This is a genomic window from Robertmurraya mesotrionivorans (assembly GCF_050971805.1).
In the GTDB taxonomy this organism is placed as follows: Bacteria; Bacillota; Bacilli; order Bacillales; family Cytobacillaceae; genus Robertmurraya_A.
This window is the reverse complement of the sequence record NZ_JBPCCH010000015.1, coordinates 73,221-88,734: the sequence shown is the minus strand read 5'-3', so window position 1 is coordinate 88,734 and position 15,514 is coordinate 73,221. Positions and strand designations below refer to the sequence as shown.

Annotated in this window: 17 protein-coding genes, 1 riboswitch and 1 other annotated feature; of the genes, 4 read left to right on the top strand and 13 right to left on the bottom strand. The window is 39.6% G+C overall.

Translation table 11 applies throughout. From position 1 onward, the window contains the following. Nucleotides 1–435 precede the first annotated feature (435 nt). The 4 genes from ACRX5O_RS19145 to ACRX5O_RS19130 all read left to right on the top strand — a co-directional run bounded on the left by ACRX5O_RS19145 (nucleotide 436) and on the right by ACRX5O_RS19130 (nucleotide 3,364). The gene (locus ACRX5O_RS19145) at nucleotides 436–804 is read left to right on the top strand and encodes a VOC family protein (protein ID WP_433907423.1); all 369 of its coding nucleotides are present in this window, start codon (nucleotides 436–438) and stop codon (nucleotides 802–804) included. 86 nt (nucleotides 805–890) lie between these two features. Beyond that, nucleotides 891–1,132, top strand: a binding site (T-box leader). Between the two features lie 50 nt (nucleotides 1,133–1,182). Further along, nucleotides 1,183–2,517 carry a branched-chain amino acid transport system II carrier protein gene (brnQ, locus tag ACRX5O_RS19140; RefSeq protein WP_433907422.1) on the top strand — a complete coding sequence of 445 codons (1,335 nt, stop codon included), beginning with the start codon at nucleotides 1,183–1,185 and terminating at the stop codon, nucleotides 2,515–2,517. 125 nt (nucleotides 2,518–2,642) lie between these two features. Beyond that, nucleotides 2,643–3,089, top strand: a complete 447-nt coding sequence (locus ACRX5O_RS19135) for a hypothetical protein (protein WP_433907421.1) — start codon at nucleotides 2,643–2,645, stop codon at nucleotides 3,087–3,089. Further along, nucleotides 3,077–3,364 (top strand): YxcD family protein, encoded by a 288-nt coding sequence (locus ACRX5O_RS19130; protein ID WP_433907420.1) that lies wholly within the window; start codon nucleotides 3,077–3,079, stop codon nucleotides 3,362–3,364. Before ACRX5O_RS19135 ends, ACRX5O_RS19130 begins: the two co-directional genes overlap by 13 nt. A 45-nt stretch (nucleotides 3,365–3,409) precedes the next feature. On the opposite strand, the gene ACRX5O_RS19125 is transcribed toward ACRX5O_RS19130, so the two are convergent. From ACRX5O_RS19125 to ACRX5O_RS19065, 13 genes are all read right to left on the bottom strand, one after another. Next, entirely contained in the window at nucleotides 3,410–4,852 is a 1,443-nt protein-coding gene (locus tag ACRX5O_RS19125; RefSeq protein WP_433907419.1) for a PAS domain S-box protein, read from the bottom strand. 151 nt (nucleotides 4,853–5,003) lie between these two features. Beyond that, nucleotides 5,004–5,150, bottom strand: a complete 147-nt coding sequence (gene sda / locus ACRX5O_RS19120; RefSeq protein WP_433907418.1) for a sporulation histidine kinase inhibitor Sda — start codon at nucleotides 5,148–5,150, stop codon at nucleotides 5,004–5,006. 262 nt (nucleotides 5,151–5,412) lie between these two features. Beyond that, entirely contained in the window at nucleotides 5,413–6,069 is a 657-nt protein-coding gene (locus ACRX5O_RS19115) for an urease accessory protein UreH domain-containing protein (protein WP_433907417.1), read from the bottom strand. A 16-nt stretch (nucleotides 6,070–6,085) separates the two neighbouring features. Then, entirely contained in the window at nucleotides 6,086–6,898 is an 813-nt protein-coding gene (locus ACRX5O_RS19110; RefSeq protein WP_433907416.1) for an urease accessory protein UreD, read from the bottom strand. Continuing rightward, nucleotides 6,895–7,509 carry an urease accessory protein UreG gene (gene ureG / locus ACRX5O_RS19105; RefSeq protein WP_433907415.1) on the bottom strand — a complete coding sequence of 205 codons (615 nt, stop codon included), beginning with the start codon at nucleotides 7,507–7,509 and terminating at the stop codon, nucleotides 6,895–6,897. The genes ACRX5O_RS19110 and ureG overlap by 4 nt, the downstream gene beginning before the upstream one ends. A gap of 17 nt (nucleotides 7,510–7,526) precedes the next feature. Continuing rightward, nucleotides 7,527–8,213 carry an urease accessory protein UreF gene (locus ACRX5O_RS19100; RefSeq protein ID WP_433907427.1) on the bottom strand — a complete coding sequence of 229 codons (687 nt, stop codon included), beginning with the start codon at nucleotides 8,211–8,213 and terminating at the stop codon, nucleotides 7,527–7,529. Further along, entirely contained in the window at nucleotides 8,206–8,652 is a 447-nt protein-coding gene (ureE, locus tag ACRX5O_RS19095) for an urease accessory protein UreE (RefSeq protein WP_433907414.1), read from the bottom strand. The genes ACRX5O_RS19100 and ureE overlap by 8 nt, the downstream gene beginning before the upstream one ends. Before the next feature lie 9 nt (nucleotides 8,653–8,661). Further along, nucleotides 8,662–10,371, bottom strand: a complete 1,710-nt coding sequence (gene ureC / locus ACRX5O_RS19090) for an urease subunit alpha (protein WP_433907413.1) — start codon at nucleotides 10,369–10,371, stop codon at nucleotides 8,662–8,664. Then, entirely contained in the window at nucleotides 10,372–10,692 is a 321-nt protein-coding gene (locus ACRX5O_RS19085; RefSeq protein WP_433907412.1) for an urease subunit beta, read from the bottom strand. Nucleotides 10,693–10,707: 15 nt separating this feature from the next. After that, nucleotides 10,708–11,010 carry an urease subunit gamma gene (locus ACRX5O_RS19080; protein ID WP_119706623.1) on the bottom strand — a complete coding sequence of 101 codons (303 nt, stop codon included), beginning with the start codon at nucleotides 11,008–11,010 and terminating at the stop codon, nucleotides 10,708–10,710. A 182-nt stretch (nucleotides 11,011–11,192) separates the two neighbouring features. Further along, nucleotides 11,193–11,669, bottom strand: coding sequence for a flavodoxin domain-containing protein (locus ACRX5O_RS19075; RefSeq protein WP_433907411.1), 477 nt, complete (start codon nucleotides 11,667–11,669; stop codon nucleotides 11,193–11,195). Further along, complete coding sequence (locus ACRX5O_RS19070) at nucleotides 11,650–12,696, bottom strand: ribonucleotide-diphosphate reductase subunit beta (protein ID WP_433907410.1); 1,047 nt, start codon at nucleotides 12,694–12,696, stop codon at nucleotides 11,650–11,652. The genes ACRX5O_RS19075 and ACRX5O_RS19070 overlap by 20 nt, the downstream gene beginning before the upstream one ends. Nucleotides 12,697–12,717: 21 nt before the next feature. Then, entirely contained in the window at nucleotides 12,718–15,003 is a 2,286-nt protein-coding gene (locus ACRX5O_RS19065; protein ID WP_433907409.1) for a ribonucleoside-diphosphate reductase subunit alpha, read from the bottom strand. Between the two features lie 138 nt (nucleotides 15,004–15,141). Further along, nucleotides 15,142–15,338, bottom strand: a riboswitch (cobalamin riboswitch). Between the last annotated feature and the right edge of the window lie 176 nt (nucleotides 15,339–15,514).

Here is a 15,514-nt window from a genome sequence, read left to right as displayed (position 1 = left end):
TTTGGTTAAAGGCCAAGTAAGTAAAAAACTGGTTGGAAACACTTGTACCGAATTTACACAATATTGAGGACTTGACTATTTTATTTGCGATCCTGGAGATTTATTTGCGATTCTCGGATTTTATTTGCGATCCTGGAGATTTATTTGCAATTCTGAGATTTTATTTGCGATCCTGGTAATTTATTTGCGATTCTCAGATTTTATTTGCTATCTTGAAATTTTATTTGCGATTTTCAGATTTTATTTGCGATCCGGAAATTTATTTGCGGTTCTCAGATTTTATTTGCGATCCTGATCATTTATTTGCAACCACAAAACCTGCCACGCACTCAAACCTATAAGCTACCCTTATCCCCAACCATAATATTTCCATATTTTACTTATTACCTCTTTCTTCCTACACTTAAACTATCAAACACTGAAAGGACCGATTGTATGAACTTTTCATTTTTAAAAATTGATCATATTCAACTTGCTGCACCGGCTGGCAGCGAGGATAAAGCAAGGCATTTTTTTAGCACGATCCTTGGTCTAGCAGAAATCGAAAAACCCTCAGTGCTAAAAAAACGCGGCGGCGTTTGGTTTCAACTCGGTGGTCACCAACAGCTTCATATCGGTATCGAAGAGCACTTTTCTCCAGCTAAAAAAGCTCACCCTGCGTTTACAGTTAAAAACCTTAGCTCATTAAAAGATCACCTACAAAATAATCATGTACCGTACAAAGCGGATTCCCTTATTCCAAATGTTGATCGTATTTATATCGAAGACCCATTCGGTAATCGAATTGAAATCATCGGAGAATAACAATTATATTCATCCAATTAATAAAAATATAAATGTTCAAAATATATTGACATAACATTTTTCATTTGTTAAATTATTTAACATATTACAAATTGATGACGAGAAGAGTAGGATTCAACCCTTGTACTAAAGAGAGTCGACGTATGGTGAAAGTCGATGTTCAAGCTGAATCTGAAAATCATCTCCGAGATGCAAAGCCGAACGATAGTAAGCTTTGACGGGTTCCGCCGTTACAAGGATCACGTATGTTGGTACGTTGACTAAGAGCCGACTGCTTTTTTGCAGCGGAATTAGGGTGGTAACGCGAGCTATCAGACTCGTCCCTTTCATTAGGGGCGGGTCTTTTTATTTTTCTAAAATAGAAAAGGGGAAAAGAAAATGAAGAAATTTGACACTTTAGTTATCGGATTAATGTTATTCTCAATGTTTTTCGGAGCTGGAAATTTAATCTTCCCTCCTGTATTAGGAGCACAAGCGGGAACCTCTTACTGGCTAGCTATTGGCGGATTTATTTTAACAGGTGTAGGATTGCCCTTCGCAGTACTCCTTGCCGTATCACTAGTCAAAGATGGAGCTGAAGAAATCAGCAATCGTGTTCATCCATGGTTCAGCACAATTTTCATGGTGATTGTGTACCTTTCCATCGGACCATTCTTAGCCATCCCGAGGAATGCAACAGTCGCTTATGAAATGGGAGTCAAACCATTCTTAGGAAGCTCCTTCAACTCATCTTTCGTTCTATTAGTATTTTCTTCCGTCTTTTTTGCACTTGTATTTGTAGTGAGTTTAAACCCTTCGAAGATGGAACAATATATGGGGCGCTGGATCACTCCGGTCTTACTCGTTGCTATGGTTACTTTATGTACAATCGGTTTAATTAATATGGATGACAGTTTACAAACTCCTACTGAGCAGTATCAAGCAAACGCCTTTTCCACAGGCTTCATCGAAGGATATAACACAATGGATGCGCTTGCCGCTCTTGCGTTTGGAATCGTTATTTTATCTGCGATTAAGCAAAGAGGAATTACAGATAAGAAACAATTAACCAAGTATACATTGAAAGCAGCACTTGTAGCTGGCGTTCTACTCTCATTAGTTTATGTAAGCCTAGGACTTATAGGTGGAAAAATGGCTGCTACTGGTTCGTATGCAAGTGGCACGGATTTGTTAACAGCAGTATCCACACTTTTACTTGGTTCAAGCGGCAAGGCACTTCTAGGAGTCATTTTCACCCTAGCTTGCTTTACAACAGTCGTCGGTCTTACCGTTGCATGTGGCCAATACTTCTCCAAGCTTCTACCAAAAGTAAGTTATCCAACAGTGGCCCTTATTGTTACACTCATTGGATTTACACTTTCCAATATGGGACTTGCACAAATTTTAAAAGTTTCTGTTCCGTTTCTTGTGACTGCTTACCCGCTAACCATCGTTTTAACTGTGTTGACTTTCTTTAGTCGTTATTACAAAAATATTCGTAAAGTATATGGAAGTGCGATGTTATTTACTGGTGTTTTTGCTGTTAATAGTGGCCTGGCCACAGCCGGAGTAAACCTAGGATTATTACAAAGCGTGGCAAAAGCACTCCCATTTGCCTCAGTTGGTCTCGAATGGATTACTCCTGCTTTAGTTGGAACAGCTATTGGATTGCTCCTAGGAACCTTCGAAAAGAAGCCCGTTCAATCCCAACTAGTAGAAACAAAAGCATCCTAATTCCTCAATAATAGAATGGAACCTCTTTCCATTCTATTTATTTTTATAAAAATGAAACCCTTTCTCCTTTTATTCGTATACAATAGAGTAGTAGAACAATACATTACAGGGGGAAAACAAAAGAAATGAAAAAGTTACTATCAGCTTTGCTAATGGCAGCACTCATTTTTTCACCAGTTGGAAACATTGTGTTCCAAGATCACACAACGACAGTGGAAGCAAAATCGTATAAATCAGGAAAAAGAAGCTTTAACAATAATACGAATACAACTACCAACAACAACAATTCATTCTTTCAAAATAAAAAATCGGATTCGACAACTACAACTAAGTCTACAACAACATCAAATAAGGGGTTCTTCTCTGGCGGTCTTATGAAGGGACTTATGATCGGTGGACTGGCTGGTCTACTATTTGGTAGTCTATTTGCAAACATGGGGATCTTAGGTTCCATTCTTGGATTCATGGTAAATGTGTTTGCTATTATCATCTTAATTAACATCATTCGCATGGTTTTTACCGCTCTTAAAAAGAAAAAGAAGCAAGAGAATACGAACCCATGGAGAGGTTAATGATCTCTGAGCAAGATATCATTAATGCTGTTTGTGTTTATGTAGCTAAGAAAAAGCAAGTAAATCCAGAAGCAGTGGAAGTAGAGCTTATGTATGACGATGACTATGGTTTTTCTGCTGAAGTGTTTGTAGATGATCGAAAACAAGTGCTTATCACTGCAAATTTAATTGAAGCGTTACGCCTTTGGCTCGATGAATATTTAGGAAGAGATCCATATGCTCCTATTAAGCTACATTTAGACGACAACGAAGGAATCATTGCTTATATCGGATAAACGAACAAACAAAAATAATAACCTCATCCACTTTGGATGAGGTTATTATATGTTACTAAAGCAGGGCAAAACGATTTCAATCGTTGTTCCTACGTTTACTTCACTTGATATATGTACGGTGCCACTATGGCCTTCGATAATATTCTTACTTACCATAAACCCTAAGCCAGTTCCCGTTTCTTTCGTTGTATAAAAGGGCTGCCCTATCTTGGATAGGATATCTTTCGGTATTCCACAGCCAGTATCTTTGAAACGAATGGTTATACCAGAAGGCATACAATTTTCCATCTCAATATGTAAAGATCCCCCATTAGGCATTGCATCAAAAGAATTTTTCATAAAATTAATGAACACTTGCTTAATTTGGTTCTCATCACAATGAATAATTGGTAGATGACTACCATGCTTTAAATCCACCTGCACACTTTTCATATTGGCTTCTGCATCTAATAATGAAATACATTGCTTTAAGGTTAAGCGTAAATCGGTCTCTTTAAAATTGTTTTTTTGTGGCTTTGCAAGTGATAATAGTTCACTTAATATCAGTTCAATTCTAGCTATTTCTGACTCAACAATTTCGTAATACAGCTGTTTTTCATTAGAGTTTTGCAATAGCTTTAAAAAGCCTTTAATAGCCGTAATTGGATTTCGAATTTCATGCGCAATCGCTGCTGACAATTGTCCGGCAATAGAAAGCTTTTCCGACTGAATCATTAGTTCTTCCGCTTGTTTTCGGTCTGTTATATCACGAAAACTAACAGCTATCCCGTTCTTGATTCCCTGATTGTCCTTAATCGGAAAGCTTGTAATCATTACATCCTTTGCAATACCATTTTTCTTTTTAACGGTTGTTTCGTATCCTTCAACACAATCTCCCCGAAGGACCTTTTCCTTTATTTCCTCTTTTTCTTCCTCTGCCAAAAATCTCACATCTTGCATTTTAACGCCAATTAATTCCTGAAGATTCCAACCAAAATCTACTTCAAACGCAGTGTTAGCTTTTGTAAGAATTCCTTCTTCATTAAAAATCAGAATAGGATCTAAATGATGATCAATAAATGATTCTAGCTGGGATTTAAGCTTCTCCATTTCTGGTTCCATCTGTTTTCTAGCTGTGATATCCACCACTTGGCCAATAATATAATCCGCTTGCGACGTACTAACCTTATGGGCACTAATTGAGCCCCAAATCACTTCACCATTCTTATGTACAAACCGCTTTTCTAATTGAAAAGCATCTACCTCTCCAGATGCTAACTTTCGATAATTTAAATCTATCGTTACATAGTCTTCTTCATACAATAAATACCTTAGCCCTAATTGAGCGATTTCTTCATTTGAATATCCTGTAAAATGACAAAAGGACGAGTTTGTTTTCACGATCTTCCCATTTATCCCTAACAACACCATTCCTAATGGCGCATGGGTAAATGCCTCAAACAATAGTTCTTTATCCATTGCATGTAATTCCAAGTAAGTTTCTGTCAATTCCCTATCCCCTATAAACTAAAATTAGCGGATTCCCTTAAAGGTTTGCTCCTACAAATATATAGAATCGCACTTACTTCTCATTATTTTAACCTGCCAAACCTGCGCCTAAAGGTTTTTTATCTATCTAATTGTATCTAGCGAATGCCAATCACTGCTCAATTAAATAGTTTTCTACTAAATGCCTTAAATTTCTTTTGTCTATTTCTTCCTCTAACAACTGTATAAACTCATTTTCTAAAGCCAACTTCAACGCTGCAGCATAAGCATCCATCAACTCTTTATCTGATATTTTCAAAACTTACTATACCCCTTTTTTCCATAAACTTGCTGCATTCCGAAAGAATTTAATAGTACGATTATGTCTTCATGCAGCGTAAATACTATTAGATTGTTTCTTCCCCCTGTAATATACCCTTACTCTTTTATTTTAACAAAGAATGGTATTTTAGGAATTATTTATTTAGATATACATATAATACTAGTTTAATATTTTCGCATTTGTCTATTAAAAAACACACAAAGAAGGAACTGCCTCGCAAATGCAGTCCCTCTAGCTGTTATTGAAGCCATAAATGAAAGAGACCCTCATTTATACCCAAATTATACATATAGTAAACACCGAAAATAGCACTCACCACACCTGTCACTTGTGTAAAAAACTTATTTATACGAAATTTTCGAGCGCTATAAATAAAAGGAAGGCCAATAATGGTTGTAAACACAAGCATCCCGACAATCGTTCCTAATCCAAAAATAAGGATGTACACTATTCCTTCCCACAAGGTACTGACTGTACTCAATGTTAACAACACCATAGCCGCACTGCCTGCCAACCCATGGATAAAACCCATGAATACCGCCTTAAGTGACGTTCGTTTTCCCATCTGATTCGGTTCATGAGCCGTATGCTTATTGTAATTCTTTATCGATTGAAAAGTAGTCACACCGAAGTATACTAGCATGATTCCAACTAAAAATTCCAATGACATTGCCCACTCTTCGGGAATATTTCCTTTTAATAAGATCATTAAGACTCCTGTTAAAAGGAGAGTTGCCGTGTGCCCAATCCCCCAAAAAACCCCTATTAACGACGATCTCCAAATCTTTTTACTTTGGGAGGCAACAGTGGAAACGGCAATCACATGGTCAGGTTCTATCGCATGCTTGATTCCTAATAAAAAGCCTAAACTTATTGTTGTAAATAACCCAACCAATCCCTCACCCTTCTTTCTATTTTCTTAAGACCAGATCTGGTTTCTTGAGAAGCTGCTTCCTAGCATATTGATGTGCATAGGTAATGACCTTTTCAATTGATCTCGTGTCATTAGCAAACATCCTAATGATCACACCATTTTCAGGCAGGTTCGATATCCCTATTTTCCCACCGTTCACCTGATCTTTCACATACTCATATAATTGATCTCCAAATTTTTTTCCAGCTTGTTTATGAAGGATGATAAACGTACCCATATGTGTATACTGTTCCATTTGCATTAAATGACTGATTCCAGACCTTGGTTCTAACCATAAATGATCAAACAGGATAAGCCTCTCTTCCTTATATACCTTTACCTTTGAGCGTATGCTATCGTATTGAAATGGTGCTCCACCTTCCGACCAGCCCGGTGTCGTCATATCACAATAGAAGAGACACGCTCCCTCTTCCATATGTACCTCTGTATGTTGAATGTATCGTGCACCTTCATAGGCGATAAGTGGATCTGGCATATACTCTAGCAAACTATCCGCTTTAAGGGTAATGCTCATCTCTTGAGTAACAGGGGAGTTCGGAGTTTTGTACACTTTTGTATACGACTGGGTCGTTACAGAAATCTCAGCTCCTTCTTCTACCAGTAGATTGGTAGAATAGCAATCTCCATCAACATATCCCCCACCCACATGAATAAGGTAAATAGTTGGAGACTCCTCTTCGAGATAGACAGGTCTTGTTACCTTAAAAGCTCCCTCATAATAGCAATTCGCAATGATCGTTTTGTTACCCTTCCTTCTTGCCACAAGGTGTAACAACCCGGTTGGACTCATGATTCTAATCCCATCAACAAAGCTTCCTTTTTAATCCACTCAACCACTTGATCTAAGCCTATTTCGTCCTTCAAGTTCGTAAAAATATATGGCTTTTCTCCACGAGCAGAGATCGTATCACGTTCCATAATTTCAAGACTTGCTCCAACGTACGGAGCCAAGTCGGTTTTGTTTATGATAAAAAGATCCGACTTAATCATTCCTTGTCCGCCTTTTCGAGGGATTTTCTCCCCTTGCGCCACATCAATGATATAGATCGAAAAATCAACTAATTCTGGGCTAAAAGTAGCCGCTAAATTATCTCCACCACTTTCTACAAAAATCAGTTCAAGGTCGGGATGTTTTTCCTGTAACTCTTCAATCGCCGCAAAGTTCATCGATGCATCTTCTCGAATCGCGGTATGTGGACAACCACCTGTTTCTACCCCAATAATGCGATCCTCTGGTAATACACCGTTTTTAATTAAAAACTGGGCGTCTTCCTTTGTATAAATATCGTTTGTCACAACAGCCATACTTAGTTCCGCTTCCATGGCTCGAGTTAATTTTTCAACAAGCATAGTTTTCCCTGCTCCAACAGGGCCACCCACTCCAATTCGTATTGGTTCCATCACTTATTCCTCCTTTTTTAAGACATAAATAATCGTACATGTAGCCGCTCATGACGCATCTGAGCGATTTCAAGCCCCGGGGAAACCGCCCCTAAATCATCTATAGTTAGGTTAGCTATTGTATTCACAGCCTCCTCTATCACCTGTTGAATCTCCAATACTATTTTCTGCCCATCCGTTTGACCGAGCGGAATCCCCCTCACCCCGTTTTGTACTATGGTGGAAATGGTTGAAAATAAATAACTCCCAACAGCTGTTTCCTTTCCAACACTCAACCCATTTGTCACGATCGCAAACACAAGCGCTGGATGACCGTACACTCTCTTTTCCTTCATCCACTTTACATAATTTAGTAAAGTAGATGATGGATACAACTCCAAGCAAAGCTTCGCCATTCGCTCTCCCATTCTACGAGTTCCTATTCTCGTTTCGGCCGCGAGACTAGAGGTATATAACAAATGATCTAATTCTATCAAACGGTCCCAATCATCATTCTCAATAGCTTCATAGGATAGATAACAGGCTAACCCATCGGTATAAACAAGCTGCTTCTGAATATACAACATTAATGCCTGATAGAAGCTATTTTTATCATGAATATCTCCTTCCTGAATATACGTTTCGATCCCAAAGGAGTGCGAAAATGCTCCTGATGGAAAATTCGAGTCGCATAACTGGAGGAGGGAGAAGACCGGGTTAATCATGAGAATGTCCAATATGGCGGAACGCCTGTCTCACCTTCCGCTGTTCTCTTTTGTACGGAATAGCTAGTTGCTGCAACAGTTCTTCCACTAAATAGTCATACTGAACAAGCATTTCATTTCCTTCAAATTGTGCCGGAATATGACGGTTGCCTAACTGATGAGCAATTTCCCCCATCTGTTGAATGGAGCTTGGCATAATGGTTAGAAGGTCATCCTCCTTTACAGAGATGACAATCATATTTTTTTCATCCATATAAAGGACATCCCCGTCCACCAATTCACGAGTTTCACGTAAACGAATGCCAATCTCGTGACCATGGTCAGTGACCACTCTTTGAATTCGTTTGACGAGATCGTCACTTTGTAAATACACTCGCTCGACATGTGGAGATCGTTCTTTTAACGTGGCAAGATTGCCAATAACTTTTTCAATAATCATGTAATCACCTCAAAATAAGAAATAGCGTTGCGCCATCGGGAGTACCTCAGCTGGCTCACAAGTCACCAGTTTTCCATCTACCTTAACTTCATACGTTTGCGGATCCACTTCTATTTCTGGTGTTTCTCCATTTAAAATCATATCTTTCTTAGATAAGCTCCTAATACCCGATACAGGCTTTATGATTTTTTGTAAACCAAGCTTCTCAGGAACCTTCTTCTCAAGTGCCGCTTTTGACACAAATGTCATACAAGTGGAGTATTTCGCCCTTCCTAGAGAACCAAACATAGGACGATACACCACTGGTTGAGGAGTGGGAATACTCGCATTCGGGTCTCCCATTAAACTATAAGAAATGAAACCACCCTTTACGACGATCTCCGGTTTCACCCCAAAAAACGCCGGATCCCATACGACTAAATCAGCTAACTTACCCACTTCAACAGAACCTACATACTCTGATATCCCATGAGTAATTGCTGGATTAATCGTATATTTAGCTATATATCTTTTCACACGAAAGTTGTCCCCTAACCCCTTATCCTGCTCAAGCTTCCCTCTTTGCTTTTTCATTTTGTCTGCGGTTTGCCACGTTCTCGTGATCACCTCACCGACTCGTCCCATTGCTTGTGAATCAGAGGAAATCATACTAAACACACCGAGATCATGTAAGATATCTTCCGCTGCGATTGTTTCCTTTCGAATCCTTGAATCAGCAAACGCAATATCTTCCGGTACACTAGGATCCAAATGATGACAAACCATTAGCATGTCCAAGTGTTCTTCAAGAGTATTCACCGTAAATGGTCTTGTTGGATTGGTTGAAGAAGGCAAGATATTGGGCATGCTAGCCGCTTTAATAATATCTGGAGCATGTCCCCCTCCTGCCCCTTCTGTATGATAGGTATGAATGACGCGATCTCCAATAGCCGCAAGAGTATCCTCCACGAATCCACCTTCATTTAATGTATCTGTATGAATCGCAACCTGAACATCAAATTCGTCGGCAACCGTTAAGCTTGTGTCTATCGTCGAGGCGGTCGTTCCCCAATCTTCGTGTAATTTCAAGCCAATAGCACCAGCCTCTATCTGTTCCTTTAACGGATCTGCAAGTGATGCATTGCCTTTTCCTAAAAAGCCAATGTTTATCGGAAGTTCTTCTGCTGCTTCAAGCATTCGATGAATATTCCAAGGCCCGGGTGTACAAGTAGTCGCATTCGTACCAGTGGCAGGTCCTGTCCCGCCACCAATCATCGTGGTAACACCAGAAGAGATAGCCGTTTCCACTTGTTGTGGACAAATAAAGTGGATATGTGCATCAATTCCACCTGCTGTCACAATCAATCCTTCAGCCGCAATCACTTCCGTACCCGCTCCAACGGGTACATTTACGTTATCCATTAATAGTGAATTTCCCGCCTTACCGATCGCAGCAATATAGCCATTTTTCACACCAATATCTGCTTTATAGATGCCGGTGTAATCTACGATAATGGCATTGGTGAACACAAGGTCCATTGTCTTTTCGCTTGTAGCTAAGGGATGCTGCCCCATCCCATCACGGATGACCTTTCCACCGCCGAACTTCACTTCGTCACCGTACGTAGTAAAATCTTTCTCAATCTCAATAAAAAGCTCAGTATCAGCTAGCCTTACTGCATCACCAACGGTTGGTCCAAACATATCACTGTATTGTTTTCGAGAGATGCGAAAGCTCACCTATTTCTCCCCCTTTGCAATAGAGCCATTCGTTAAATTATTCAAACCATACACCTTCTGCTCTCCTGAGAAGGAGACCAGTTCTATCTCTTTTTCATCTCCCGGCTCAAATCTCACAGCCGTCCCTGCTGGAATATCTAAATGCTTTCCAAACGCTTGCTGGCGATCAAATTGCAATACCTTATTCACCTCATAAAAATGAAAATGAGAGCCAATCTGAATGGGGCGATCTCCTCTGTTCAACACCTGAATCGTAATAGACTCTTTATTTTCATTACAGATAATCGGTTCTGTTTTCAGTACGTATTCACCAGGTATCAACTTATTCTCTCCTCTTCATCGTATTGGGTCGTGTACAGTCACAAGCTTTGTTCCATCCGGGAAGGTAGCTTCCACTTGAATATCCGGTATCATCTCTGCAACACCTTCCATCACGTCCTCTTTTGATAGAATGGTAGATCCGTAACTCATTAATTGAGCTACTGTTTTTCCGTCCCTTGCTCCCTCTAATACTTCGTAAGTGATGATCGCTATCGCTTCCGGATAATTAAGCTTCAATCCACGATTTTGTCTGCGACGAGCAAGATCTGCGGCAACAACAATCATTAACTTTTCCATCTCGCGTGATGTCAGTTTCACTCCAAACCCTCCCTACTCTATTTATGACAAAAAATGTTTTATTTTCTAACAATCCATGTAATAAAACCTAACATATATTTAAAATACCATGTATTACCTTGTGTTACAATTAAAATAAATCAGAAAAATCACAAAAACATCCATTAAAAAAAGTAGTGGACAAGAGCCCACTACCTTTCTTTTTACACTGTACTATAAGTTTGACTTTGAATTCTTTCTATCATTAACTCAACCAATTTTTCACATTTTTCATAATCCTTGAACTGTGGTTGTAATTCCACCTTTAACGTGGCTACTAAAGAGGTATGCACATAGAGCATATCCCTAAATTCATCCACCGCTCCACAAAAAGAAGGATAAAAGGAATCTCCTGTTCCAACCACGCTCGTGGCAAGTTGCCGAACATTTTGACGTTCTATTTCTTGGTACACAGGCATCATTTCTACTGGAATTTCTCCATTGCCCCAAGTGTAGGTCCCAATGACCAAACCATCATAATCGTGGATGTTAGCGAGGAGAAAATCTTCTACTCGAAACAAATCAGTAGATACAGACCGTGATTGAAAGCAGCTTGCTACCATACGAACAAGTTCTTCTGTATTCCCCGTGACAGATGAATAGACAATCGCTACTTTTCCCTTATAATTCGTCAAAGCCATTGGACTGCGTCACCTTTGTATAGGTACGGGATTTCTGCTCGAAAAAGTCTGACTTGGTTTCATTGATCATTTCGTCACTAAACACTTGAATCCATGGCATGGAGTTGTCACGGTCACCATAAAGGTGATCCAAACCTAATTGACGAAGTCTTTTATTGGCCAAATACTCTACGTATTGTCCGAATTCTTCCAAGTCAATTCCGTTGATGTCTTTTAAAATTTCTCCAGCCCATTCTTTCTCTAAATCCACCGCTTCTTTGATGAGATCGTACGCATATTGAATGTTTTCCTCGCTATTTAGCTCTGGATTTTCCGTTAACATAATACGTACAAACTGAGAAATAAAATACGCATGCTGCATCTCATCTCTTTGGATATAGCTGATCATTGTACTTGTCTTTAACATCTTTTGCTGACGAGCAAGATTGTAGAAAAAGGCAAAGCCCGCATAGAAGTAGATCCCTTCTAAAATAATGGAGTTAATCCCAAGTTCATAGAGGTTTTGAGCGGATGGATGTGAACGGAACTTTTCATACGCATCCAAGATCAGCTGGTTTCTCTTTTGTACGATCGGATCATCCTTCGCCTGGTTAAAGCGGGCATTTTGTTCACTGACCGGAACCAATGAACTTAATATATATGAATACGATTCGTTATGAACGGCTTCCTGTTGAGCGATTACAGCAAAGATGGCCTTGAAGCTAGAATCGGTCACATAATCTAGTACTTGACTCATCGTTGGTGTTTGAAGGCTATCAAGGGAGGCAAGCTGCGTATTGACCCGTAAAAAGATATCCTTTTCGTGTGAGGACAATGAATCCCACTGTTTAATATCATCTTGCATATTGATCTCTTGCGCCTTCCAAAAATTAGACAGCAATGTTTGATACAAATCATACATTTGTGGGTAGGCGATATCATTCCAGTTTAATAGACCAGAAGATTGTCCGTTAATAATACCTGTTGAACGATTTGGAAACGTAGGATTCAACAGTTTGATTTTATTTAATGGGGCGTTGATTGACATAGTCACTTCTCCTTTCAAACCTTAGCTATGGCAAGCTTCACATTCTTCAATTTCTGACTGTGAAGTACTTCTTACGTAATACGTTGTTTTTAAGCCTTGCTTCCATGCTTCTATGTGTAAATGAAGTAAGTCTTTTGCCTTAATATCGTGTCTCACATACAAGTTAAAGCTGATTGATTGGTCGATATGGCGTTGACGAGCAGCATTTTGGCGAATACTCCACACTTGGTCTAATTCATGCCTTGCTCTTCGGTAGTACGTGTATGTGCGATGATTCAAGTCAGGTGCGGTTACCTTGAACTTAAAGTTCTTCTTTTCCTCCGCATATTCAACTGCGTACAACGGATCAATTCCATCTGTAGATCCGCCAATTTTCGCAGTGGAAGAATTCGGTGCAATCGCCATCAGCCAGCCATTACGAATACCGCTTGTCTTTACTTGTTCCTTTAGCTCACTCCAGCGCTCAGAAGTGTAGTTTCTTCGTTCAAAGTATTTTCCTGTAGCCCACTCAGAAGTCTCAAATTGGCTGAATGATCCTTTTTCTTTTGAAAGCTCCATAGAAGCTCGGATCGTATAATAGGCAATATCTTCATATAGTTCATCGGCAAACTGGACCGCTTCCTCTGATTCCCAATGGATCGATTGTAAGGCCAACAGATGATGCCATCCGAACGTACCTAGCCCGACCGCTCGATATTTTTGATTGGTTAATTCAGCTTGTCCGACCGGAATGGTATTCAGATCAATGACATTGTCTAACATACGCACTTGAATCGCTATTAACCGTTCAAGCTCATTCGCACGATAAGCCTTCGGTAGATTGATAGAAGATAGATTACATACAACAAACTCGCCTGGCTTTCTCACGATGACTAGATTGCCATCTTCATCCTTGTATTCTTTTACAATCGTGGTACTCGACATGTTTTGGGCAATTTCTGTACACAAATTGCTACAGTAGATGGATGTTCTTCCTTCTGCACGCTTGTTCGGATTTTGACGATTTACCTCATCTCGGTAGAACATATAAGGCGTACCTGTTTCAAGCTGAGCCACCATAATTCGGGCCATAATATCCATCGCTCGGTAGGTTTTTCTTGGTAAAAGAGGCTGATTCACGGCTTCTTCGTATTTTTCCGTAAAATACTTTCGATCTTTTTCATCATAAAAGTCTTCAAGACCAAGCGGGTTTCCGTTCTCGTCCTTCCAGCCCATCAGCTGCTTTACTTGGTGTGGACAAAACGTATGCCATTCCCCAACACTTCTGCCGTTTTCATCCTTCTCTTGAAGCTTTTCCATAAATAAATCTGGGATGGTGACTCCTGTAAAAATATCATGAGCCTTTCTTCTCTCATCCCCATTATTGGTCTTTAGTTCAAGGAAGCCATTCATCACGTCTTTGTGGAATACATCTAAGTAGATGGCAACCGCACCTTGTCTTTGACCTAACTGGTCCACACTAACGGCTGTATCATTAATCAGGCGGATCCAAGGTACTACCCCTGAAGACATTCCCTTGAATCTTTTAATATCAGAACCGAGAGCACGAACCTTTCCATAATAGATTCCGATGCCGCCACCTTCCTTACTTAAGCGAGCAATATCCCAGTTATTTAGATAAATACCATCTAGCGAATCATCGACTGTATCAATAAAACATGACGAAAGCTGACCAAAGCTCTTACCGGCATTTGATAGAGTTGGTGTTGCGACTGTCATATATAGATGGCTTAATGCCCAGTACGCCTCTTTTACTAGCTCTACCCTTTTTTCTTTCGACTCGTTCATCATGATAGTCATTGCAATGACTAAGAAGCGTTCTTGAGGGAGTTCGTATACTCTTCTGTCATGATCTCTTGCAAGGTAACGGTCAGCAAATAAAAACAGACCAATATAGTTGAAAAGCTTATCTCTTTCTGGATCGATTGCCCCTGCTAATTGTATAATTTCTTCCTCCGTATACATTTGCAGTAGTTTAGGAGAGTAAATGCCTTTCTCTGTTAACGTGACTAGCAATTCATAAAAATTCCCATATGTATGTGATGAATCATAGTTTCTATTTTGCGAAGCCTGTTTGTAAAGTTCTGTTAAGTATATGCGCGCGGCAACAAATGTCCAATCTGGCTGGTCCATGGCAATGTTATTTAAGGAGTAAAACAAAGCTTGTTGGCTCACATCTTTTTTAGCTACCTCTAATTCATTTACCATTCTAGTCATGTCAGATGTATCAAGCTGATAGGTTACAGAACACTCTTCAATTGCTTTTAACACTGACTTATATTCTTCTTGCAAATCTACTACTGTCATGATCGTCCCTCCTGAAAATAAAAAATCCGCTCAGTAGTCCTTGAGCGGATGAAACGATTTCAGCAAAAGACAAAAAGGCATTGATCTGATTTTGTCTTCTGTCGCCATCGTCTCATCTTCCCAATCCCCGAGAAAGTTGAAACATCTTAAGTAAGATAGGTCTCCTGACTTATGCTTCACTCTACTTTGAACCCTTCCCATCTAGGCACCTACATCGGTAAGCAATCTACACAGTGGTCTGTTCATTTTGTCAGCATTTACAGTTGCGGGGGCAGCTCTGGTCTCTCACCAGATTCCCAATTAAGCCGTACGGCATCTAATCTTAAGGCAAACAACACAATATATAGTTAAGTTTTCACATTTATATATCTATATCTAGATATTACAAATTTAATAGTAACGGTAGTTTAGTAGATTAGCAAGTAGAAAATGTTTGTTTTGGTAAAATATTGTTGTTGACTTTAGGAGGTGAAGGAGAGAATTGTTGTTTTTATAGGGATGGTAGATTTTT